Annotated in this window: 20 protein-coding genes and 1 tRNA gene; 13 read left to right on the top strand and 8 right to left on the bottom strand. The window is 71.1% G+C overall.

Annotated elements, in window-relative coordinates; all coding sequences use genetic code 11:
- Nucleotides 1–21 precede the first annotated feature (21 nt).
- The 5 genes from ispD (at nucleotide 22) to ACZ9QC_RS22995 (ending at nucleotide 5,985) form a co-directional block, all read left to right on the top strand.
- Nucleotides 22–798, top strand: a complete 777-nt coding sequence (gene ispD, locus ACZ9QC_RS22975; protein ID WP_472914836.1) for a 2-C-methyl-D-erythritol 4-phosphate cytidylyltransferase — start codon at nucleotides 22–24, stop codon at nucleotides 796–798.
- A 64-nt stretch (nucleotides 799–862) separates the two neighbouring features.
- Nucleotides 863–1,390 carry a 2-C-methyl-D-erythritol 2,4-cyclodiphosphate synthase gene (gene ispF, locus ACZ9QC_RS22980; RefSeq protein ID WP_472914837.1) on the top strand — a complete coding sequence of 176 codons (528 nt, stop codon included), beginning with the start codon at nucleotides 863–865 and terminating at the stop codon, nucleotides 1,388–1,390.
- Between the two features lie 237 nt (nucleotides 1,391–1,627).
- Nucleotides 1,628–3,031: a cysteine--tRNA ligase gene (gene cysS, locus ACZ9QC_RS22985; protein ID WP_472914838.1), complete on the top strand. Its 1,404-nt coding sequence runs from the start codon at nucleotides 1,628–1,630 to the stop codon at nucleotides 3,029–3,031.
- 152 nt (nucleotides 3,032–3,183) lie between these two features.
- Entirely contained in the window at nucleotides 3,184–4,125 is a 942-nt protein-coding gene (gene rlmB / locus ACZ9QC_RS22990) for a 23S rRNA (guanosine(2251)-2'-O)-methyltransferase RlmB (RefSeq protein ID WP_472914839.1), read from the top strand.
- 120 nt (nucleotides 4,126–4,245) lie between these two features.
- Entirely contained in the window at nucleotides 4,246–5,985 is a 1,740-nt protein-coding gene (locus ACZ9QC_RS22995; protein ID WP_472921768.1) for a DoxX family protein, read from the top strand.
- A gap of 201 nt (nucleotides 5,986–6,186) precedes the next feature.
- Here the strand turns inward: ACZ9QC_RS22995 and ACZ9QC_RS23000 are convergent, their stop codons facing one another.
- From ACZ9QC_RS23000 to ACZ9QC_RS23010, 3 genes are all read right to left on the bottom strand, one after another.
- Nucleotides 6,187–6,918 (bottom strand): nucleotidyltransferase family protein, encoded by a 732-nt coding sequence (locus ACZ9QC_RS23000; RefSeq protein WP_472914840.1) that lies wholly within the window; start codon nucleotides 6,916–6,918, stop codon nucleotides 6,187–6,189.
- Nucleotides 6,919–7,019: 101 nt separating this feature from the next.
- Nucleotides 7,020–7,484, bottom strand: a complete 465-nt coding sequence (locus ACZ9QC_RS23005; RefSeq protein ID WP_472914841.1) for a hypothetical protein — start codon at nucleotides 7,482–7,484, stop codon at nucleotides 7,020–7,022.
- 241 nt (nucleotides 7,485–7,725) lie between these two features.
- Nucleotides 7,726–8,862 (bottom strand): ABC transporter ATP-binding protein, encoded by a 1,137-nt coding sequence (locus ACZ9QC_RS23010; RefSeq protein WP_472914842.1) that lies wholly within the window; start codon nucleotides 8,860–8,862, stop codon nucleotides 7,726–7,728.
- A gap of 233 nt (nucleotides 8,863–9,095) precedes the next feature.
- Between ACZ9QC_RS23010 and ACZ9QC_RS23015 the strand changes: the two genes are divergently transcribed.
- A tRNA-Thr gene (locus ACZ9QC_RS23015) sits at nucleotides 9,096–9,169 on the top strand.
- A gap of 142 nt (nucleotides 9,170–9,311) precedes the next feature.
- Entirely contained in the window at nucleotides 9,312–10,286 is a 975-nt protein-coding gene (locus ACZ9QC_RS23020; RefSeq protein WP_472914843.1) for a GNAT family N-acetyltransferase, read from the top strand.
- 39 nt (nucleotides 10,287–10,325) lie between these two features.
- Here ACZ9QC_RS23020 and ACZ9QC_RS23025 read toward each other — a convergent pair whose 3' ends face one another.
- Complete coding sequence (locus ACZ9QC_RS23025; RefSeq protein WP_472921769.1) at nucleotides 10,326–11,213, bottom strand: aminoglycoside phosphotransferase family protein; 888 nt, start codon at nucleotides 11,211–11,213, stop codon at nucleotides 10,326–10,328.
- Between the two features lie 156 nt (nucleotides 11,214–11,369).
- Between ACZ9QC_RS23025 and ACZ9QC_RS23030 the strand changes: the two genes are divergently transcribed.
- Nucleotides 11,370–12,791 (top strand): NAD(P)/FAD-dependent oxidoreductase, encoded by a 1,422-nt coding sequence (locus tag ACZ9QC_RS23030; protein ID WP_472914844.1) that lies wholly within the window; start codon nucleotides 11,370–11,372, stop codon nucleotides 12,789–12,791.
- A gap of 57 nt (nucleotides 12,792–12,848) precedes the next feature.
- Here the strand turns inward: ACZ9QC_RS23030 and ACZ9QC_RS23035 are convergent, their stop codons facing one another.
- The 3 genes from ACZ9QC_RS23035 to ACZ9QC_RS23045 all read right to left on the bottom strand — a co-directional run bounded on the left by ACZ9QC_RS23035 (nucleotide 12,849) and on the right by ACZ9QC_RS23045 (nucleotide 15,341).
- The gene (locus ACZ9QC_RS23035) at nucleotides 12,849–13,001 is read right to left on the bottom strand and encodes a hypothetical protein (protein ID WP_472921991.1); all 153 of its coding nucleotides are present in this window, start codon (nucleotides 12,999–13,001) and stop codon (nucleotides 12,849–12,851) included.
- On the bottom strand, nucleotides 12,998–13,969 hold the full coding sequence (locus ACZ9QC_RS23040) for a zinc-binding dehydrogenase (RefSeq protein WP_472914845.1): 972 nt from the start codon (nucleotides 13,967–13,969) through the stop codon (nucleotides 12,998–13,000). Before ACZ9QC_RS23040 ends, ACZ9QC_RS23035 begins: the two co-directional genes overlap by 4 nt.
- Before the next feature lie 79 nt (nucleotides 13,970–14,048).
- Nucleotides 14,049–15,341 carry an FAD-dependent oxidoreductase gene (locus tag ACZ9QC_RS23045; RefSeq protein ID WP_472914846.1) on the bottom strand — a complete coding sequence of 431 codons (1,293 nt, stop codon included), beginning with the start codon at nucleotides 15,339–15,341 and terminating at the stop codon, nucleotides 14,049–14,051.
- A gap of 184 nt (nucleotides 15,342–15,525) precedes the next feature.
- Here ACZ9QC_RS23045 and ACZ9QC_RS23050 point away from each other — a divergent pair, with 184 nt between their 5' ends.
- Entirely contained in the window at nucleotides 15,526–16,194 is a 669-nt protein-coding gene (locus tag ACZ9QC_RS23050) for a pentapeptide repeat-containing protein (RefSeq protein ID WP_472914847.1), read from the top strand.
- A gap of 248 nt (nucleotides 16,195–16,442) precedes the next feature.
- Here ACZ9QC_RS23050 and ACZ9QC_RS23055 read toward each other — a convergent pair whose 3' ends face one another.
- Entirely contained in the window at nucleotides 16,443–16,943 is a 501-nt protein-coding gene (locus ACZ9QC_RS23055) for a hypothetical protein (RefSeq protein WP_184892477.1), read from the bottom strand.
- A gap of 7 nt (nucleotides 16,944–16,950) precedes the next feature.
- Here ACZ9QC_RS23055 and ACZ9QC_RS23060 point away from each other — a divergent pair, with 7 nt between their 5' ends.
- The 4 genes from ACZ9QC_RS23060 (at nucleotide 16,951) to ACZ9QC_RS23075 (ending at nucleotide 20,825) form a co-directional block, all read left to right on the top strand.
- Nucleotides 16,951–18,441: a M1 family metallopeptidase gene (locus ACZ9QC_RS23060; protein ID WP_472914848.1), complete on the top strand. Its 1,491-nt coding sequence runs from the start codon at nucleotides 16,951–16,953 to the stop codon at nucleotides 18,439–18,441.
- 292 nt (nucleotides 18,442–18,733) lie between these two features.
- On the top strand, nucleotides 18,734–19,360 hold the full coding sequence (locus ACZ9QC_RS23065; RefSeq protein WP_472914849.1) for a prephenate dehydratase domain-containing protein: 627 nt from the start codon (nucleotides 18,734–18,736) through the stop codon (nucleotides 19,358–19,360).
- Nucleotides 19,357–20,034, top strand: coding sequence for a cupin domain-containing protein (locus ACZ9QC_RS23070; protein ID WP_472914850.1), 678 nt, complete (start codon nucleotides 19,357–19,359; stop codon nucleotides 20,032–20,034). Before ACZ9QC_RS23065 ends, ACZ9QC_RS23070 begins: the two co-directional genes overlap by 4 nt.
- Nucleotides 20,035–20,054: 20 nt before the next feature.
- A complete protein-coding gene (locus ACZ9QC_RS23075; RefSeq protein ID WP_472914851.1) occupies nucleotides 20,055–20,825 on the top strand; it encodes an SDR family oxidoreductase in 771 nt (256 codons plus the stop codon).
- Nucleotides 20,826–20,846: the final 21 nt, after the last annotated feature.

Here is a 20,846-nt window from a genome sequence, read left to right on the forward strand (position 1 = left end):
ACACAAACCTGACAGGAACCGATGTCTGACGATTCGCGCCCTTCGCCTTCCGGAACCGGTACAACAGCCCGTGCGGCAACCCGTACGGCGGCCGTGATCCCGGCCGCCGGCCGGGGCGTACGCCTCGGCCCGGGCGCCCCCAAAGCGCTGCGCGCGCTGAACGGCACCCCGATGCTGATCCACGCGGTGCGGGCCATGGCCGCGTCCCGTGCCGTCTCCCTGGTCATCGTGGTGGCGCCGCCCGACGGCGCACCCGAGGTCAAGACCCTCCTCGACGCGCACGCGCTGCCCGAGCGGACGGACTTCCTCGTCGTACCCGGGGGCGAGTCGCGCCAGGAGTCGGTGAAGCTCGGCCTGGACGCGCTCCCGCCCGGCTACGACACCGTCCTCGTCCACGACGCGGCCCGTCCGCTGGTGCCCGTCGACACGGTCGACGCGGTCATCGAGGCCGTACGGGACGGGGCGCCGGCCGTCGTGCCCGCGTTGCCGCTCGCGGACACGGTCAAGGAGGTCGAGCCGGCGGACGTGCCGGGGGCGCCGGAGCCGGTCGTCGCCACGCCCGAGCGGGCGCGGCTGCGCGCCGTGCAGACGCCGCAGGGGTTCCACCGGGAGACCCTCGTGCGGGCGCACGAGACGGTCACCGGGGAGGTCACCGACGACGCGAGCATGGTGGAGCGGCTCGGGCTCGGGGTCGTGGTCGTGCCGGGGCACGAGGAGGCGTTCAAGGTGACCAGGCCGCTGGACCTGGTGCTCGCGGAGGCGGTTCTGGCGCGCAGGAGGCTCGACGGTGGTTTCTGAGGGGTCGGCGGGCTCGTCGGCTGAGGGGTCGGCGGGCTCGTCGGTGGTTTCTGAGGGTTCGACGGTGGCTTCTGAGGGTGCCGGGGCGGTGCCGGTGTCGTTGCCGGGTTCCGTGGTGTTGCCGCAGGTCGGGATCGGTACCGACATCCACGCCTTCGAGGAGGGGCGGGAGCTGTGGTGCGCCGGGCTGAAGTGGGAGGGGGAGGGGCCGGGGCTGGCCGGGCACTCCGACGCGGACGTCGTGGCGCACGCGGCGTGCAACGCGCTGTTCTCCGCGGCCGGGATGGGTGATCTCGGGCAGCACTTCGGGACGGGGCGGCCGGAGTGGGCCGGGGCGTCGGGGGTGACCCTGCTGGCCGAGGCCGCGCGGATCGTGCGGGCCGGGGGGTTCGTCATCGGGAACGTGGCGGTGCAGGTGGTGGGGGCCCGGCCGAAGATCGGGAAGCGGCGGGACGAGGCGCAGCGGGTGCTGTCGGAGGTCATGGGGGCGCCGGTGTCGGTGTCGGGGGCGACGACGGACGGGCTGGGGTTTCCCGGGCGGGGTGAGGGGTTGATGGCGGTGGCCACGGCGCTGGTCGTGCGGGTGGGGTGAGCTGTGCGGGTTCTTTCTCGCCCCCGCCGCCCCTACCCGTCCCATCCTCGCAAGGGGCTGCGCCCCTTTGACCCCCAGACGTCCGTCCGGTGGGGGCTGGTCGCGCAGTTCCCCGCGCCCCTTTCTGGGCCTGCGGCCCATCAAGGGGCATCGGGCCCGGTGGGCATACGTCACGAATCTGTCGTCCTTGGGGTGAAGGGCTCGGGGCACGGGTGACGGGCCACTACGCTTGGGGGCGTGACTATTCGCCTGTACGACACCAGCGCCCGGCAGATCCGTGACTTCGCCCCGCTCACGCCGGGTTGTGTCTCGATCTACCTGTGTGGCGCCACGGTGCAGGCGGCCCCGCACATCGGGCACATCCGGTCGGGGCTCAACTTCGACATCATGCGCCGTTGGTTCGAGTACCGCGGGTACGACGTGACCTTCGTCCGGAACGTCACGGACATCGACGACAAGATCATCGCGAAGGCGGCCGCCCAGGGCCGCCCGTGGTGGTCGATCGGGTACGAGAACGAGCGCGCGTTCAACGACGGTTACGGCGTGCTCGGTTGCCTGCCGCCGACCTACGAGCCGCGCGCCACCGGGCACGTGACCGAGATGGTCGAGATGATGCGCGGGCTGATCGAGCGCGGACACGCGTACGAGGCCGACGGGAACGTCTACTTCGACGTGCGGTCCTTCCCCGGGTATCTGCAGTTGTCCAACCAGGAGCTCGACAACCTGCTCCAGCCCTCGGGCGAGGGCGAGACCGGCAAGCGCGACCCGCGGGACTTCGCCATGTGGAAGTCGGCGAAGCCGGGGGAGCCGACCTGGGAGACGCCCTGGGGCCGGGGGCGGCCGGGGTGGCACCTGGAGTGCTCGGCCATGGCCCACAAGTACCTGGGCAGCGCCTTCGACATCCACGGCGGCGGCCTCGACCTGATCTTCCCGCACCACGAGAACGAGATCGCGCAGGCCAAGGCCTTCGGTGACGACTTCGCCACGTACTGGGTGCACAACGCCTGGGTCACCATGAGCGGCGAGAAGATGTCCAAGTCGCTGGGGAACAGCGTCCTCGTCTCCGAGATGGTCAAGCACTGGCGGCCCATCGTCCTCCGGTACTACCTGGGCACCCCGCACTACCGGTCGATGATCGAGTACAGCGAGGACGCCCTGCGCGAGGCCGAGTCGGCGTTCGCGCGGATCGAGGGATTCGTGCAGCGGGTCGTCGAGAAGGCCGGCGGGATCGTCGAGCCCGCGGCCGAGGTGCCGCCGGCGTTCGCCGAGGCGATGGACGACGACCTCGGGGTGCCGCAGGCGCTCGCCGTCGTGCACACCACGGTCCGGCAGGGCAACAGCGCGCTGGCCGCCGACGACAAGGAAGAGGCGGTGGCACGGCTCGCCGAGGTGCGGGCCATGCTCGGTGTGCTGGGTCTCGACCCGCTGGACGCGCACTGGGCCGGTGACGGCGGCGAGCGCGGCGAGGACCTGCACGGCGTCGTCGACAGCCTCGTCGGGCTGGTCCTGCAGCAGCGGGAGGCGGCACGCGCCCGTAAGGACTGGGCCACCGCCGACGCCATCCGTGACCAGCTCAACCAGTCCGGTCTGGTCATCGAGGACAGCCCGGACGGCCCGCGCTGGACGCTCGGCCCGCGCTGAGCGGACGTCCGGTCACCTTGATCGATTGTGCCGCCCGGGCCTCCGGGCGGCACACTGCATTGAGCACACCGCGCTCAGCACACCGCATTGGGCACACACGCTCACGCGGATACATGTTCATACACACGCACGCTTCGGGAGACGGGTAGGTCATGGCCGCTAACAACCGCCGCATGTCCGGCAAGAAGGGCGCGCAGGTCGGCAGTGGCGGCCAGCGGCGCAAGGGTCTCGAGGGCAAGGGTCCGACGCCGCCCGCCGAGATGCGCAAGAAGCACAAGAAGAATCGCATCGCCACGGCCAAGGCCAAGCAGGCCGCACGCCGTCCCGTGCCGCGTGGCCGGGGCGGCAAGGGCACGTCCGAGATGGTCGTGGGCCGCAACCCGGTCGTCGAGGCGCTGCGCGAGGGCGTGCCCGCCTCGACGCTCTACGTCCAGCAGTTCATCGACAACGACGAGCGGGTGCGCGAGGCGCTCCAGCTCGTGGCCGAGCGCGGTGGCATCAACCTCATGGAGGCGCCCCGCCCCGAGCTGGACCGCATGACCAACGGGCTCAACCACCAGGGGCTCGTCCTCCAGGTGCCGCCCTACGAGTACGCGCACCCCGAGGACCTGGTGGCCGCCGCGTACGACGAGGGTGAGGACCCGCTGATCGTCGCCCTCGACGGGGTGACCGACCCGCGCAACCTCGGTGCCGTCGTCCGGTCCGTCTCCGCGTTCGGCGGCCACGGCGTCGTCGTGCCCGAGCGGCGCGCGGCCGGGATGACCGCCGGTGCGTGGAAGACGTCCGCCGGTACGGCCGCCCGTACGCCCGTCGCGCGCGCCACCAACCTCACGCGCGCCCTGGAGGCGTACAAGAAGGCCGGTGTCGTCGTGGTCGGGCTCGCCGCCGACGGCGAGACCGAGGTGGGGGAGCTGGAGGCCCTGGAGGGGCCCGTCGTGATCGTGGTGGGCAGCGAGGGCAAGGGCCTTTCCCGTCTCGTCGGCGAGACGTGCGACTTCCGGGTGCGGATCCCGATGCCGGGTGGCGCCGAGTCGCTGAACGCCGGTGTGGCGGCGGGAGTTGTGCTGTACGAGGCGGCGCGGCGCAGGGCCTGACAGGGCCCGAAACGGGTCCTAGCTGGGGGTTCGGGATGTTCTGGATCACCTTGACGGGGTCCGGACAGATCGGGGCGGTCAAAGCAGTGTCCTAACGACACGTCACTCGGTTAGATGAGTGTGGACACCAGAACACCCCGCACACCCACGGGGGACCGTTCGTCGAAATACGACTCGGGATTCGACGACGCTCCCGCGCTGAGCATGGTGAAGGTGCCGAGCGATCCGGCGCAGGTCATCGTCAACCACGCGAGCTTCCGCGTGCAGTTGGGCGCCTCCACGCGGGCGTCCCCGCGTATCGCACGGCACCTGAGCGCCACCGAGGACACCACGCGCATCCCCGTCGTGGGCACGGCGGGGCGCTCCGGCGCGCCCGCCGCCGGGCGCCGGCGCGCGCCGGTCGTCTGGAGCGGGAAGTCCGCGCCCGACGACACCGGAGCCCACCGGCTCCTCCAGGCGGTGCGCGGTGCGGGCGTCGGCCTCCCCGACCCGCTGGGTGACACGGGCTCGACCCAGGTCATCCCCCGCGTCGACGGCCCGGGCGGCGGTGGCTACGACACCGGGGGCGGGCGCTACGGCTCCGAAAGCGGGCGGTACGGCGCCGACTTGACCGTGGAGACGGTGGAGACGCCCATCGTCGGCAGCCAGCGCATGCACGGTGACCACGCCGTCGGCGACGGCACCCGGCTGCTCCCCGCGATGCGCACGGTCGACAGCGCCTTCGACGAGGCCCGCTACGACCAGGCGGGTCACGGCGGCTACGGGGACGACGACTTCACGGACGCGTACGACGACCGGGGAGCCGGCGAGGACGCCCGGGGCGGGCGCCGGACCGGCAACGAGCCCGTCCGGCACGCCTATTACCCCGGTCGCCGGATGAACCTGGGCGTGGTGCTGCTGCCGCTGCGGGTCTTCCTCGGCTTCATCTCCATCTACGCCGGCATGGGCAAGCTCTGCGACCCGCACTACTTCGACGGCGGCAAGCGCGGCTCCATGGTGAAGTGGCTGAACACGCTGCACCCGTGGGAAGTCGCCGAGCCGCTGCGGCAGTTCGCTCTCGAACACCCGGTGGGCTCCGGGCTGGTCATCGCCTTCGCCCAGGTCATCGTCGGCGTGCTGACCGTCTTGGGACTGTGGCAGCGGGTCGCGGCCGGGGTCGGGGCGCTGCTGTCGGCCGCGCTGCTCGTCACCGTCAGCTGGAAGACCGTCCCCGTCTACGAGACGCCCGACATCATCTACCTCGCTGCCTGGTCCCCGCTGATCATCGCGGGCGCGCCGGTGTACTCGGTCGATGGACGGCTCGCGGGCGGCGCCTGGCGTACGCTCGGGCCGCGCGCCGACATCTGGGAGCTGCGGCGGTACGTACTGCGCCGGGGCGCGCTCGTGACCGCGATCGTCGTCGGGCTGACCCTGCTCGTCGGGTCCCTGCTCGGCGGGGCCGTACGGGACGCCGACCGGATCGTCGTTCCCGGTCCCGGGGAGGCGCCGCGCAACGAGCTGCCGGGGTCGCCGCTGCCGGGTGAGCCGAGTGCGCGGCGCGAGAAGAGCCCGTCCGCGTCCGACGCGCCGACCGCGGGCGCCACGTCCGCGAAGCCCTCGCAGGAGGCGACCACGCCGGGGGCCACGCGGTCCACCGGGGCGGTCACCGGGGGGCAGCCGAGCCAGACGCAGGGGACGGCCGGGCAGGCGCCGCCGCAGCAGTCGGCGCCGGTGGAGCAGGTGCCGAGCACGACGGCGGGGCCCAGTTCGAGCGGTGCCTCCGGCGGTGCGACCGGCGGGGCGACGTCCTCCGGGGGGTCTACCGGGGGGAGCTCCTCCGGTGGGCAGCAGCCTGGGCTGGTCGGGGGGTTGCTCGGGTAGGTCGGTTGACCGTTGTGATGTGGTGATGGGCCCCGCGTGGAGTTCTGCGCGGGGCCCATTGGCGTTGCCGGCTGTCAGTTGCGTGTTTCGTGCGGGGCGGTGGGGGCTGGTCGCGCAGTTCCCCGCGCCCCTTTGGGGCGCGCGGGTGCTGGGCCCCGGCCTCTCAGCGGCTCTCCGCCTTCAGCGGCCCTCAGCGGGCTCCTAGCGGGTCTGGGACGCCAGTTCCTTTGCTGCCTCTGTGAGGTCCTTTGCCGTGTCGATGGCTCGCCAGTAGGCGCCCTGGGGGAGGGGGAAGCCCGCGAGGCGGCGTTCTCGGGCGAGGCGGGGGAACGTGGTGCGTTCGTGGTCGCCCCGGGCCGGGAGAAGGTCGGTGAACTCCGGGGAGAACACGTAGACGCCGGCGTTGATCTCGTACGTGGTGGGCGGGGCCTCGATGAAGTCCGTGACGCGGCCGAAGCCGTCCGTCTTCACGGCACCCCAGGGGATGCGCGGGCGGGCCAGGGCGAGCGTGGCGACGGCGTCGCGCTCGGCGTGGAAGTCCGCCATGTCGCGGAGCGAGAAGCGGGTCCAGATGTCGCCGTTGGTGGCGTACCAGGGCTGGTCGGGGTGCGGGAGGTGCGCGGCGGCGTACTTGAGGCCCCCGCCGCGGCCCAGGGGCTCCGTCTCGACGACCGTGGTGACGCGGACCGGCAGGTCGGCGGAGTCCAGCCACTTCTGCAGGACGTCGGCGAGATGGCCGCAGGAGACGACCACGTCGGTCACGCCCTCCTCGGCGAGCCAGGCGAGCTGATGGCCGATGATCGGCGTGCCCGTACCGGGGATCTCGACCATGGGCTTGGGCCGGTCGTCGGTGTACGGACGCAGCCGGGAGCCCTGGCCACCGGCGAGGACCACGGCTTGAACGGGGCGCGACGCGGCGTTCGGATCGGTCATGACCCGAACTGTACGTGGCGCCCCGTTCGCGGGAGCACGGCCCTGGGATCGGCGGGGAGGGGGTCACCGGGGTGGGGTGCCCCGGTGCATCGCCGGGGTGGTCAGGCGAACTGGGCGGCCACTCCGGTCGCGTACGAGGTGTCGCAGACGGGGCGGGCGAAGCCCTGGGCCCGGGTGGGGCCGTAGGCGCGGACGGCGGCGCGGCCGAGGGCGCGGGCGATGGCGGTGCAGTGCTTCGCGAGGGACGGGCGCTCGTTCACCGCTTCCTGGAGGTGGGTGAGGGCGACTCCCGGGTCCTCGTCCTGGAGCTCGATCAGGAGTTTGTCCTGGAGCACCTCGTGCGGGGCGCGGGGCTTGGCGCGTTCGGTGGAGTCCAGCTCGGCCACGTCCGAGGCGGCGAGGACCGATTGGTCGGGGTCCGTGGTGGTCCATTGGACCTTGGTGACCGCGAGGGTGCCGGAGAGGACCAGGACGACGGGAAGGACCAGGGCCAGCGAACGGCCGATCCGGCGGGCGGGGCCGGGGCCGCGCCGCGTCCGTTGGGTGTGGGTGTGGGTGTGCTTCACGCGAGTGAGCGTAGCGCGGGGTAGTGATATGGCGACATTAGGTCACCGATACGGGGGATGTCGCAGTGCCGGTTCCAGGGTGGTGTGTTGACGCACGAAGGTCGAAAAGTGCTGATTTGCCGGGGTAGTTGTCGACGTGGAAGAGGGCCCCGCGGGTTTCCGCGGGGCCCTCTTCGTCAACCTGGGTGATTTATCCCGGGCCGGTGGTTTCGCGAACGGTCGCGCCCACCCTGCCGGGAGATCAGTCGGTGAGGCGCTCGCCCGTCGAGGTCGAGAACACGTGGGTCTCGCCCGGACGCGGGACGACGTGCAGCGTCGCGCCCTTCTCGGGGACCTGGCGGCCGTTGACGCGGACCACGAGGTCCTTGGTCACCCCGCCGACCTCGGCGGTGCCGTAGACGTAACCGTCGGCGCCGAGCTCCTCGACGACGTTGACGGAGACGGCGAGGCCGGCCGGGGCGTCCTCGGTGTCCTTCGACAGGGAGGACGCGGCGGCGCCGTTGTGCTCCACGATGTCGAAGTGCTCGGGACGGACACCGACGGTGACGGTGGTGTCACCCTTGTCGGAGGCGGCCTTCAGGGCGTCGCGGTTGACCGGGACGACGCTGTTGCCGAACTTCACGCCGCCGTCGGTGATCGGGACCTCGACCAGGTTCATGGCCGGGGAGCCGATGAAGCCGGCGACGAAGAGGTTGGCGGGGCGGTCGTACATGTTGCGCGGGGTGTCGATCTGCTGCAGCAGACCGTCCTTGAGGACCGCCACGCGGTCGCCCATCGTCATGGCCTCGACCTGGTCGTGGGTGACGTAGACGGTGGTGATGCCGAGGCGGCGCTGCAGGGACGCGATCTGCGTACGGGTCGAGACACGGAGCTTGGCGTCGAGGTTCGACAGCGGCTCGTCCATGAGGAAGACCTGGGGCTCACGCACGATGGCGCGACCCATGGCGACACGCTGGCGCTGACCACCGGAGAGGGCCTTCGGCTTGCGGTCCAGGTACTCGGTGAGGTCGAGGATCTTCGCGGCTTCCTCGACCTTCTGCCGGATCTCCGCCTTGTTGACGCCGGCGATCTTGAGGGCGAAGCCCATGTTGTCGGCGACGGTCATGTGCGGGTAGAGCGCGTAGTTCTGGAACACCATGGCGATGTCCCGGTCCTTCGGCGGCAGGTGCGTGACGTCGCGGTCACCGATGCGGATGGCGCCGCCGTTGACGTCCTCGAGCCCCGCGAGCATGCGGAGCGAGGTGGACTTGCCGCAACCGGACGGGCCGACCAGAACGAGGAACTCGCCGTCCTCGATCTCGATGTCGAGACCGTCCACGGCGGGCTTCGTGGAACCCGGGTAGATCCGGGTCGCCTTGTCGAACGTAACTGTGGCCATGGGTCGTAGGCCCCCTTCACCGGCAGGAACGTGCCGGACGATCCGTTGTAAAGGTGGTGATCCACCACGGCCGTGCCGCGGTGGTGTAGTCCACGGGAGTGGATTGGGTCAGGACGGTACCTGCCGTTCACCGGGTCTGTCAGTACCCGGACCCCTGTGAACTTCGCGGAAATTTTCGACGAGCGCGCCCTGTGACGTGGGTACACTGCACGGGCGCCCCCACGAGGGGCCACGCCTCCTTAGCTCAGCTGGCCAGAGCAACGCACTTGTAATGCGTAGGTCGTCGGTTCGAATCCGACAGGGGGCTCTGGTCATGCCCCAGGTCGGTTGTTGTCCGGCCTGGGGTTTTGCGTTCAGTGGGGGGAGGTGGAGGGGCGGGGTGATCCGTCGCTTCGCCCGGGGCGCGTGGGCGTGGTGCGATGGGAGGTGGGGGCGGAAGGAGAGCGATCATGTCCGCAGCGAAGCGCAGCAGTGTCGCCGCCTCGGTGTCGGTCCGGCCGTTGGTCGAGTCGGATCTGGATCGGGCCGACGAGATCTTCCGGGTCGCCTTCGGGACCTTTCTCGGCGCCCCTGAGCCGGCGACGTTCTTCGGGTCCGCCGACTATGTCCGCACCCGCTGGGCGGCGGATCCGCACGCGGCCTTCGCGGCGACCGTCGAGGGCGAGGTCGTCGGATCGAACTTCGCCGCCGACTGGGGCAGCGTCGGGTTCTTCGGCCCGCTGACCGTACGTCCGGAGCTGTGGGACCAGGGCATCGGCAGACGTCTGATGGAACCGGTCATGGCCCGCTTCGACAGCTGGGAGAACCGCCATCTCGGCCTGTTCACCTTCTCGCACAGTCCCAAGCACCTGGAGCTCTACCGCCGGTACGGCTTCTGGCCCCGGTACCTCACCGCCATCATGAAGAAACAGGTCACCGTCAGTGCCGCGGTGCCCGGCCGGGTGCTGTACGGCGACTTGACCGCCGCCGAGCGGCCCGACGCCCTGAGTCTCGGGCGCGCGCTGACGGGGGCGGTGTACGAGGGCCTGGACCTGGAGCGCGAGATCACGGCCACGCAGGCGCAGGGGCTCGGTGACACCGTCCTTCTCCAGGGCGCCGACTCCGGCCTCGACGGCATGGCCGTCTGCCACTGCGGAGCGGGGTCGGAGGCGGGTGAGGACGTGTGCTTCGTCAAGTTCGGCGCCGTACGACCTGGTCCGGACACCGCGGACCGGTTCGAACGGCTGCTGGACGCGTGCGAGCAGTTGGCCGTCGAGAAGGGCCTGGGGCAAGTGGATGCCGGGATGAATCTGGCCCGCGAGGATGCCTATCGGCGCATGGTCGACCGCGGGTTCCGTACCTGGCTGCAAGGCGTGACCATGCACAGGCCCAACGAACCCGGCTACAGCCGTCCGGACGCCTATGTGATCGACGACTGGCGCTGAGTCCGGCTGAGTCCACCCCCCCCGCTCGGCGAGGGCGGGTCAGCGGAGCCGTCGGCCCAGTTCCAGGTCGTCCGGGTCGAGGGAGCGGTTCTCCTCGATCTCCCAGATCGCGTTCTGGAGCAGGCGGGCGAGGGTCCAGGACCTCGCCCGTTCGCGGTCCAGGTCCAGGACCGCCGTCATCGCGTCGAAGCGCCAGTGGACGTCGGACGGGTCGAAGCGGTTGTTGAGGGCCGGCCAGAGGTCGAAGCCGGGGTCGCCGGACAGGGGCTTGGGGTCGATGGCGAGCCAGGGGGCACGGTCGGCGCCCAGGACGTTGTCGAAGTGCAGGTCCCAGTGGAGGAGGCGGTCACCGGGGTCGGACATCACCTCGCGGAGCGCCGCTGCGCAGTCCGCGATCAGACGGCGGTCCGTGGGGTCCGGGATACCGGCCAGGACCGCGGGGGTGCGCGCCAGCATGTCCGTCGCGATGTCGGAGAGGCGGCGTACGGCCGGTGGGGCCGGGGTGGCGGTCAGGTGGGCCAGGAGGTGGGCGATGACCTCGACGGCCTTGTGGGTGTCGGGCTCGTGGGAGAGCATGCGGGCCGGGTCGAGGCGTTCGAGCAGCATCGTGCCCGTGTCGGGGTCGTGGTCCAGGAGCCGTACCGCCCCGTCGCCGTCCCAGACGCGCAGGGCGATCGGTTCGCCCTCGCTCTCGTCGTCGAGGATCTGGAGCTTGAGGACGGCCGGGGTGCCGTCGGCCGTGGCGACCACCGGCACCACCAGGGCGCACATGCCGTGCATGGGGTCGCCGTCGAGGCGCAGGCCCCAGCGGTCCAGGAAGTCGGCGGTCAGGCGCGGGAGGTTCGCGATGAATCTGCGGCCCGTCTCTCCGTTGATCTCTTCCTGAGTCTCGGCCAGTTCCTCCGGAACATCGATCGGCACATTGATCGGAGGATCGGTTGGCACATCGATCGGGATATGGATCACGCCGCCGACCCTACGCGCGCGTCGGCCCGGAGTCCTTTGGATTTCCGGCCCCAAGGCGCCCGTACACCACGGAATCCGTAGAAGACAGGGCCCGCCGGCAGGGGTTAGCGTCCGGCCATGAGCAGCTCGCAGAGCACCCCGGACGCGACCGCCGGCACCGTCAACGGCGGGATCTCCTTCTGGTACGCGCAGGCCGGACTCCCTGTACCGAGGGAGCCGCTGGCCGGGGACGCGGCGGTCGATGTGGTGATCGTCGGGGGTGGATACACAGGGCTGTGGACGGCCTACTACCTGAAGAAGGCCGACCCTTCGCTGCGGATCACCGTCCTGGAGCAGAAGTTCTGCGGGTATGGGGCCTCGGGGCGCAACGGCGGCTGGCTCTACAACGGGATCGCGGGGCGCGACCGTTACGCGCGGCTGCACGGGCGGGACGCCGCCGTACGGTTGCAGCGGGCCATGAACGAGACCGTCGACGAGGTCGTGCGGGTGGCGGCGGGGGAGGGCGTCGAGGCGGACGTCCACCAGGGGGGTGTGCTCGAAGTCGCTTGTACGCCCGCGCAGTTGGGGCGGCTCAAAGCCTTCTACGAGCATGAGCTGGCGTACGGGGAGGACGACCGCGAGCTGTACGGCGCCCGTGAGACGGCCGAGCGGATCAGGGTCGCGGGCGCCGTGGGGTCGTCGTGGACGCCGCACGGGGCGCGGCTGAACCCGGTGAAGCTGGTGACCGGGCTGGCGGCCGTCGTGGAGGGGATGGGGGTCGTCGTGCACGAGTTGACGCCGGTCACCGAGATCCGGGCGGGGCACGCGGTCACGCCGTACGGGACCGTTCGGGCGCCCTATGTGCTGCGCTGCACGGAGGGGTTCACGGCGAACCTCAAGGGGCAGAAGCGGACCTGGCTGCCGATGAACTCCTCGATGATCGCCACCGAGCCACTGACCGCCGGGCAGTGGGCGGAGATCGGCTGGGAGGGGCGCGAGACGCTCGGCGACATGGCGCACGCCTATATGTACGCCCAGCGCACCGCCGACGACCGGATCGCGCTCGGCGGGCGCGGGGTGCCGTACCGGTTCGGGTCGCGGACCGACAACGACGGGCGGACGCAGGCCGCGACGATCGAGGCGCTGTACGAGATCCTGGTGCGCTTCTTTCCCTCGCTGACTGGGGTGCGCGTCGACCACGCCTGGTCCGGTGTGCTGGGGGTGCCCCGCGACTGGTGTGCCACGGTCACCCTCGACCGGGCGACGGGGCTCGGCTGGGCCGGCGGTTACGTCGGCTCCGGGGTGGCCACCACCAACCTCGCCGCCCGGACGCTCCGCGACCTGGTCCGGCGGGACTCGGGGCAGGGCGGGGCCACCGAGCTGACCTCGCTGCCCTGGGTGAACCACCGGGTGCGCAAGTGGGAGCCGGAGCCGTTCCGTTGGCTGGGCGTGCAGGGGATGTACGCGACCTACCGCACCGCCGACCGGCGCGAGACCGCCTCCAACAGCGGGGAGTCGTCGCGGTTGGCGCGGTGGGCGGACCGGGTGGCGGGGCGGTAGGGCGCGTACCTCGCCCGCACGCTCACGTGGCGGCGCGCGGCGGGGCCTTCGCCGTGATCATCGTCGCGCGATGTTCACGATCGTCGCGTCCAGGATCACCATCAGCTGCGCGAGTGCGATGACGACGAGGGCCCACCAGCGGCGGGGGTCGGGGGGCGTCCCGGTGTCCGTGACCTCGGCGGTCCCGGGGCGCCTGGTGGGGGCGGTCACGGCTCCAGCACCACCTTGCCGGTGGTGCCCCGGTTCTCCAGGGCGCGGTGGGCGGTGGCGGCCTCGGCGAGCGGGAAGCGGTGGACGGCCGGGGTGAGGCGGCCGGCGGCGGCCTCGGCGAGGGCGCGGAGTTCCAGGGTGCGGAGGGGGTCGGGGCCGCCGGCCCGGCGGAGCATCTCCTGGCCGAGGACCGTCCGCGAGACGCCCTCCACGACATAGGGGCCACCGTCCTTGATCCCGTCCGCCGACCAGCCGAAGATCAGGTGCCTGCCGCCGGGGGCGAGCAGCGCGACGGACTCGCGCGCCGCCGTCCCGCCGACCCCGTCGAAGACGATCGTGGCCTTCCCCCGGTACGCCGCGACCTGCTCCGGCCAGGCCGGATCGGTGTAGTCGACGGCGAGGTCGGCGCCGTTGGCCGCCACCCGGGCCGTCTTCGCGGGGCCGCCTGCGAGGCCGACGACCGTGGCGCCCGCGTTCTTGGCGTACTGCACGAGGAGCGTGCCGATGCCGCCGGCCGCGGCCGGGATCACGACCACGTCGTCCGGGCCGAGTTCGGCGAAGAGCAGGATCCCCATCGTCGTACGGCCCGTCCCGATCATCGCGACCGCCTCCGCGAAGTCGAGGTTCTCCGGTACCTCGTGCAGCCGTTCGACGTCGGTGACGGCCAGCTCGGCGTAGCCGCCGGGCACGAAGCCGAGGTGGGCCGTGACGCGGCGGCCGAGCCAGACCTCCGGGACGCCGTCCCCGAGCGCCTCGACGACCCCGGCGACCTCGCGGCCGGGGATCGTGGGCAGTTCGGGTGCCGGTCCCGGCCCCGGCACGCCCTCGCGGAGGGCCGCGTCCAGCAGGTGTACGCCGGCCGCGGCGACGGCGATACGGACCTGGCCCGGCCCGGGTTCGGGGTCCGCGACCTTCTCGTACGTCAGGTTCTCGGCCGGACCGAAGGCGTGCAGACGGATGGCGTGCATGGCGGGCCCCCTTGGGCGATGTCGTTCTCGCGCGGCGTGTGTGCGCCTGGTATCGCTCGGTGGACCCCAGCCTCGGACCTCAAGCATGCTTGAGGTCAAGGGAGTTCCTCGACCTCCTGCCGAGCGCCAGCGAGACGGCCGCGAGGGCGCTGTTGAACGACACCTCCGAGAGCACCCCCGGCGCCGCGACCTGGTCGCCCGCGAGGTACACGCCGTCGCCCCGGTCCACGGCCGGACGGTCGCGCCAGCTGCTGCCGACCGGATCGACTGCGCCGGTACGGCCGTTCGCGATCGCCTCGCGCCGCCAGGTGACGCGGTCCCGCCAGCCGGGGAAGCCCAGGTCGAGCAGGTGCTCGGCGCGGGCGACACCGTCCGCCCGGGACTCCCGCGGGCCGATCGGGAACTGCCCCTGGAGCAACTGCTCGCCCGCCGGGGCCAGGGTGCGGTCCTGCGCGGTGAACCGTTCGATCCAGCCGGGGGCGTCCAGGTCGGAGACCGCGAACGGGTCACCGCGGCGGGTGCGCAGGGCGAGATCGAGGAGTGCCGTACGGCCGCTCGGCCAGGTCAGCGAGTCGTCCCCGAGCAGCCGGCGGGCGGCGTCGAGGGAGGTGGCGACGATGATCGGGCCGGTTCCTGACCCGGGTCCGGTCCCTGTCCCGGTGCCGGCCCTGGTCCCGGTCCCGGTCCCTGTCCCGGTGCCGGTGAGGGCGTCGAGGGAGTCGACGCGGCTGCGGGTCTCCATCCGGACGCCGAGGTTCCAGGCCCGGGCCGCCATCCGGTCGATCACGCTCGCCCAGCCGCCGCGCGGGTAGTGCGCCTCCGGCGGCAGCTTCGTCGCCCGGCGCAGCCGTTCCTGCACGAACGCGGCGGACAGGGAGCCCGGGTCGTGGTGGAACAGCGCCACCGCCGCGTAGTTGGCGGCGGCGCGCGCGGCCTCCTCGCCCGCCTGTTCGGTCGCCCAGGTGAGGAAGTCGACGTCCATCGGCGCGGGTCGGCCCAGGTGGCGAGGCCGGAGGAGCTTGAGCATCGCGAACGGCGGGGTCCGGCGCAGGGCGCCCCTGTGATGCAGGCGCAAGCGGGCGGCCTCCAGGGGCGGGAGGGGCGCGAGCGGGCCGATCAGGTCCCGTTGGGCGAGCCAGGTCCAGTGCGGGCCGCCGTTGTACAGGGCGTGCGGTCCCTCGTTCGTGCGGTACGGGCCCGCCGCGGTGCGGGCCCGGCCGCCGAGGGTGTGGTGCGCCTCGTAGAGGGTGACCCTCGCGCCCGCCTCGGCGGCCGTGATCGCCGCGGTGAGGCCGGCGAAGCCGCCGCCGATGACGGTGAGGGGGGTGAGGGTGGGGATGTGAGTGTGGACCGGGGGTCGGGTGGCGTGCATGGCTGGCTCCCTCGGGTCGGTGTGCGGTCGCGCGGTTCCGCAGTTGCGCGGCTGATCGCGGGTACGACGGATCGGGGGCGCCGGGATGTGACATCGGGCGGGAGCGGGCGGGGTCGGGGCAGGGGCCGGGCGGGGGCGGGGTGTGGTCGGGGGGATTGTCAGTGGTGGGGTGCACGATGGGGGCATGGTGCGGGCGAGGTCGGTGGTGAAGGCGGCGCGGCGGCCGGAGGTGCGGTTGCCGGTGCTGGAGGCGTTCGCGGGCGGGGAGCTGGAGCCCGACGGGGACTACGACGGGCTGGAGTTCCGGGAGGAGGACTTCGTCGGGCAGGACGGCGGGGGTGCGCGGTTCATGGACTGCGCGCTGACCGGGTGCGCGCTGGACGAGACACGGCTGCACCGGGCGCGGGTGCTCGACTCCGTCCTCACGGGGATACGGGGCGTCGGGACGGATCTGTCCGAGGCGACGTTGCGGGATGTCGAGGTGGTGGAGGCGCGGCTCGGTGGGGTGCAGTTGCACGGGGCGGTGCTGGAGCGGGTGCTGGTGCGCGGGGGGAAGATCGACTTCCTGAATCTGCGGGAGGCGCGGCTCAAGGATGTCGTGTTCGAGGACTGTGTGCTGGTGGAGCCGGACTTCGGGGGTGCGCGGCTGGAGCGGGTCGCGTTTGTGGGGTGTGCCTTGCGGGGGGCGGATCTGAGTGGGGTGAGTCTGGTGGATGTGGATCTGCGGGAGGCGGCGGTGGTGGAGATCGCTCGGGGGGTCGGGCGGTTGTCGGGGGCCGTGATCAGTGCGGCTCAGTTGATGGATCTGGCGCCGGTGTTGGCGGGGGAGATGGGGATTCGGGTGGAGGGGTGAGGGGCCTTCGCCCCCGCCGCCCCTCCCCGTCCCATCCTCGCAAGGGGCTGCGCCCCTTTGACCCCCAAGCGTCCGTCCGGTGGGGCTTCTCGCGCGGTTCCCCGCGCCCCTGAAAAAGCGGGGCTGCGCCCCTGCTTTTTCGGCCCGAGAGGGCCGTGGGCCCCTCAGGGCCTGCGGCCCTTTCAGGGCGCGGGGAACTGCGCGAGAAGCCCCACGCACCGGCAGACGAACGACGCGCCCCTTGATTCCTACGGCACCCTTGGGAACCGCGCCTGCAGCGTCCAGATCGCCGGATTCTCGGCCAGCGCGTCGTGCAGATCGCACAGGTCGGCGATGACGTCGTGGAGGAAGTCGCGGGCCTCGCGGCGGAGTTCGGCGTGGGAGAAGGTGAGCGGGGCCTCCTCCGCCGGCATCCAGTCCGCCTCGACGTCCACCCATCCGAAGCGGCGCTCGAAGAGCATGCGGTCCGTGGACTCGGTGAAGTCGAGTTCCGCGTGCTGGGGCCGGGAGGCGCGGGACCCCGCCGGGTCCTGGTCGAGCTGTTCCACGATGTCGCACAGCGCCCACGCGAAGTCCAGCACCGGAACCCATCCCCAGGCTGTGGACAGCTCCCGGTCCGCCTTGGTGTCGGCGAGGTACACATCACCGCAGAACAGGTCGTGCCGCAGCGCGTACACGTCCGCGCGCCGGTAGTCCGTCTGCGGCGGGTCCGGGAAGCGGTTGGAGAGGGCGTAGCCGATGTCGAGCACGTAGGCGATGGTGTCATGTCCTCATAGGATCGCCGACGTGTCCCGATCCGCACCGGTTGTCCCGGCCGCCCTGCTCACCGTCGCGCTGGCCCTGACCCTCACCTCGTGCACCGGGGGCGGCGGCGAGGCCGGGGCGGCCCGGGGCTCCGCCGGTCTCCGGGACCCCTATTTCCCCCGGCTCGGCAACGGCGGCTACGACGCCACCCACTACGCCCTCACCCTCGCCTACGACCCCGAGGCGGACGCCCCGCTGCGCGGCACCGCCGTCGTCACCGCACGGGCCACACGGGACCTCGCCTCCTTCAACCTCGACCTCAAGGGGCTGGACGTCGAGTCCGTCGCCGTCGACGGTGTGACGGCGCGGTGGAAGCGGGCCGGGCAGGAGCTGACCGTCACCCCCGCGGACGCCCGCCTCGACGAGGGGAAGACGTTCCGTACGACCGTGCGCTACTCCGGCGTCCCGGAGACGCTCACCGATCCCGACGGCTCCCGCGAGGGCTGGCTGCCCACCGCCGACGGCGCCCTCGCGCTCGGCGAACCGGCGGGCTCGATGACCTGGTTCCCCGGCAACCACCACCCCTCCGACAAGGCCGCCTACGACCTCACGGTCACCGTCCCCGAGGGCCTGCACGCCGTCTCCAACGGGGAGTTGCGGCGCGAGTCCACCGAGAACGGCCGTACGACCTTCGTCTGGCACACCGCCGAACCGATGGCGAGCTATGTGGCCACGCTGGCGATCGGCACGTACGAGATCCGGCGCTCGACGGCGGGCGGGGAAGAAGGAGAGGGCTCGGGGCGGCTTCCCGTGTACGTCGCCGTCGATCCCTCCCAGGTCGAGGACAGCCGTGCCGTGCTCGGGCGGATTCCCGAGGTCGTCGCATGGGCGGAGAGGTACTTCGGGCCGTATCCCTTCTCCTCGACCGGGGCGATCGTCGACAGGCCGGAGGACTCGGCGTACGCGCTGGAGACCCAGAATCGGCCCGTCTTTCCCGGTGCCCCCGACCTCTCCCTCCTGGTCCATGAACTGGCCCACCAGTGGTACGGCGACTCCGTCACCCCCGAGAGCTGGCGGGACATGTGGCTCAACGAGGGGTTCGCGACCTACGCCGAGTGGCTGTGGGAGGAGGACCACGGCGGTGACAGCGCCCAGGAGGTCTTCGACGCGCTGTACGAGGGCGACTACTTCCCGGACGCCGCCTCGAACGAGGCCGTCTGGGACTTCCCGCCCGCGCGCCCGCCGAGTGCCGCCCGGATCTCCGACAGCCCGGTGTACGAACGCGGCGCCATGGTCCTGCACCAGATCCGCGCGGCCGTCGGCGACGACGCCTTCTTCGAGTTGATCCGGGGCTGGGCGGCCGCGCACCGCCACGGCAACGCGGACACGGCCGACTTCACGGCGTACGCGGAGAAGTTCGCGGAGGAGGCGGCACCGGGCGCGGATCTGACGCCGGTCTGGGACGACTGGCTGTACGGGGACGGAAAGCCTCCGCTGGCTTGATCCCAACGCCGTGACCGTCCGCCGGCTTCCGCGCGATCCGATTTCGCCGAGGTCAGACGGGACCGCGGTGAGAGCCGGGGGATTCCCTTCCGCTTCGACGCCGTCCATTCGTGGCGGAATTACTTCACTCGCGATGTGCGGGACAGGCCGAAAATCGACGGCGCGATCGATGGCGTGACCGATGGCGTGATCGATGAATTGACTCTGTGTTGCCTGTACGGAATCTGATGGAAACAATTCTCCGTGAGGCTTGCGTGTGCTCTCCTGTGCTGGCTCTTGGCGAAGGTGAGATATGGAGACGCTCCGCATATCCGGTGAGGAGAAGCGTGCGCTGATCGCGCTCGTGGGGAACGGATCGCAACGTTCCGTAAAGCTCGGCACCTTGGGTCCCGAGGGGACCAGCAGTGAGTACGTGGCACGGCTGATGGCACGATTATTCGGTGACCGGGGACGCTTCGGAATAGTTCTTGAAGAGACCTTCGAGCACTGTATGGACGCACTCACCGAGGGGCGTATAGATCTCGCGCTGGTGCCGCACGCCTACGCCGGTATCAACGTCTTCTACATGCATCCGCTGCTGGAGCCGTCGATCGTGTTCCGTGGGAGTACACCGGAATACGGATTGGCCGCGCGGTCCGACTTCGCCTTTCGCGAGGAACTGCTCTTCACCGACACCGTGGTGACTCATCCGGCCCCCATTCCGCTGCTGGAGTACTACTTCGACCGGCCCGTGAAGCTGGTCACGACGACCTCCACGAGCCAGGCGGCCGGCCAGGTGGCCGACGGTCTCTACAACATCGCCATCACCAATGAACGGGCGGCGAGACAGCACAATCTCAAGTTCGTCTACCGGTTCTCACCGATCCCCATGACGTGGACCGTCTTCTCGAAAAGAATCGAAAAGGAAGGACCGCGATGACCACGCACGTGTATGAGCGACCCTATTTCCCCGACTCCGCCGTGGTGCTCCACGACAACGGGATCCGGATGGAGTCCTACCGGCGCGGCGACACGGAGGTGCTGGTGTCGTACATCCCGCCCGGTGCCGTCGTGGCACCGCACTCCCACAGGGAGGCGCAGGTCGGGATGGTCGTCCGGGGTGAACTCTCCATGACGGTCGGCGGGGTGACCAGGCTGATGCGGGCCGAGAAGGACGTGTACATCGCTCCTTCCCATGTCGAGCACTCCGCGGTGAACCCGACCTCGGAGGAGACCGTCGCGCTCGACATCAAACGCTACAAACCAGGTGAGAAGTACACCGCGCCGAGCGAGTACTTCCTCGGCCCGATCGAGTCGCGCAAGTTCGTCGGAATGGACGTCACGTTCTTTCTGGAGGACTGGATCGAGCTGATGATCGCCGACATTCCGGGCGGCGGTGAGATGCCGTACCACAAGCACTCCCACGAACAGATCGGGATCTGCCTGGACGGCCGCTACGACATGACGGTGGAGGAGACGACCCACGAACTCGTCTTCGGCGCCACCTACTTCTGCGAGAGCCAGGAGGGGCATGGTGCCGCGAATCCGCACGAGAGTGTGGCGCGCTCCCTGAACATCTTCATTCCGCCCCGGTACCACCGGGTCCCCAAGTAGACGGACGGCAGAGGAGATCGGTGGCGCGCGTAGCGATCGTGCTGGGGGCCGGCAGCGGTATCGGACGGGCGACCGCGCTGCGGCTGCTGTCCGGGGGCTGTACGACGGTCCTCACCGCCCGAGGCCGGGACGCGCTGGAGAAGGTGGCGCGGGAATCCGGCGTCGAACGGAACACCTACGTCGTTCCGGGTGACGTCACCTCGCCGGAATTCCGTGCCGAACTCGTGGAGAAGGTGGAACAACGATTCGGCCGGATCGATGTCCTGGTCAACAACGGGCCCGGGCCGGCGCCCGGCCCGTTCGACGGGGTGCGGGTGAACGACGACGTATGTGCCGCGATGCAGCAGAAACTCGTGCCGTATCTGGATCTCATCGGATCCGTCGCGCCCGTGATGACGAGAAACGAATTCGGCAGGATCATCAACGTCGTCGGCAACGTCGGAAGGGAACCCATGCCGGGCATGTTCCTCTCCGGTCTGGTCAACGCGGCCATGGGGAACGCCGGGAAATATCTGGCGAGCCAGTACGCCGCGCACAACATCACGGTGAACTGCGTGCACCCCGGGACCATCCGGACCCCGCGCTACGACCAGGCCGTCCGGCACCTGGCCCGGGACGGCGGTGTCCCGGAGCCCGAGGTCGAGGACCGTCTCGTACGGGCGGTCCCCATGAACCGGCCGGGGCAGGCCGACGAGGTCGCCGCCCTCATCGGATTCCTCGCCTCCGACGAGGCGTCCTACATCACCGGCCAGCAGATCTCGGCCGACGGCGGCCAGTTGAAGAGCGTGTGAGACGAGCGTGTGAGACGAGCG

This window comes from Streptomyces sp. HUAS MS02, from assembly GCF_055702265.1.

Coding starts and splice junctions, on each gene's coding strand:
- ACZ9QC_RS23060 (WP_472914848.1), top strand. CDS start 16,951: ATGGTGTCATGTCCTCATAGGATCGCCGACGTGTCCCGATCCGCACCG.
- ACZ9QC_RS23010 (WP_472914842.1), bottom strand. CDS start 8,862: ATGGCCACAGTTACGTTCGACAAGGCGACCCGGATCTACCCGGGTTCC.
- ACZ9QC_RS23070 (WP_472914850.1), top strand. CDS start 19,357: ATGACCACGCACGTGTATGAGCGACCCTATTTCCCCGACTCCGCCGTG.
- ACZ9QC_RS23020 (WP_472914843.1), top strand. CDS start 9,312: ATGTCCGCAGCGAAGCGCAGCAGTGTCGCCGCCTCGGTGTCGGTCCGG.
- ACZ9QC_RS23030 (WP_472914844.1), top strand. CDS start 11,370: ATGAGCAGCTCGCAGAGCACCCCGGACGCGACCGCCGGCACCGTCAAC.
- ispD (WP_472914836.1), top strand. CDS start 22: ATGTCTGACGATTCGCGCCCTTCGCCTTCCGGAACCGGTACAACAGCC.
- ACZ9QC_RS23045 (WP_472914846.1), bottom strand. CDS start 15,341: ATGCACGCCACCCGACCCCCGGTCCACACTCACATCCCCACCCTCACC.
- rlmB (WP_472914839.1), top strand. CDS start 3,184: ATGGCCGCTAACAACCGCCGCATGTCCGGCAAGAAGGGCGCGCAGGTC.
- ACZ9QC_RS23040 (WP_472914845.1), bottom strand. CDS start 13,969: ATGCACGCCATCCGTCTGCACGCCTTCGGTCCGGCCGAGAACCTGACG.
- ACZ9QC_RS23065 (WP_472914849.1), top strand. CDS start 18,734: ATGGAGACGCTCCGCATATCCGGTGAGGAGAAGCGTGCGCTGATCGCG.
- ACZ9QC_RS23050 (WP_472914847.1), top strand. CDS start 15,526: ATGGTGCGGGCGAGGTCGGTGGTGAAGGCGGCGCGGCGGCCGGAGGTG.
- ACZ9QC_RS23000 (WP_472914840.1), bottom strand. CDS start 6,918: ATGACCGATCCGAACGCCGCGTCGCGCCCCGTTCAAGCCGTGGTCCTC.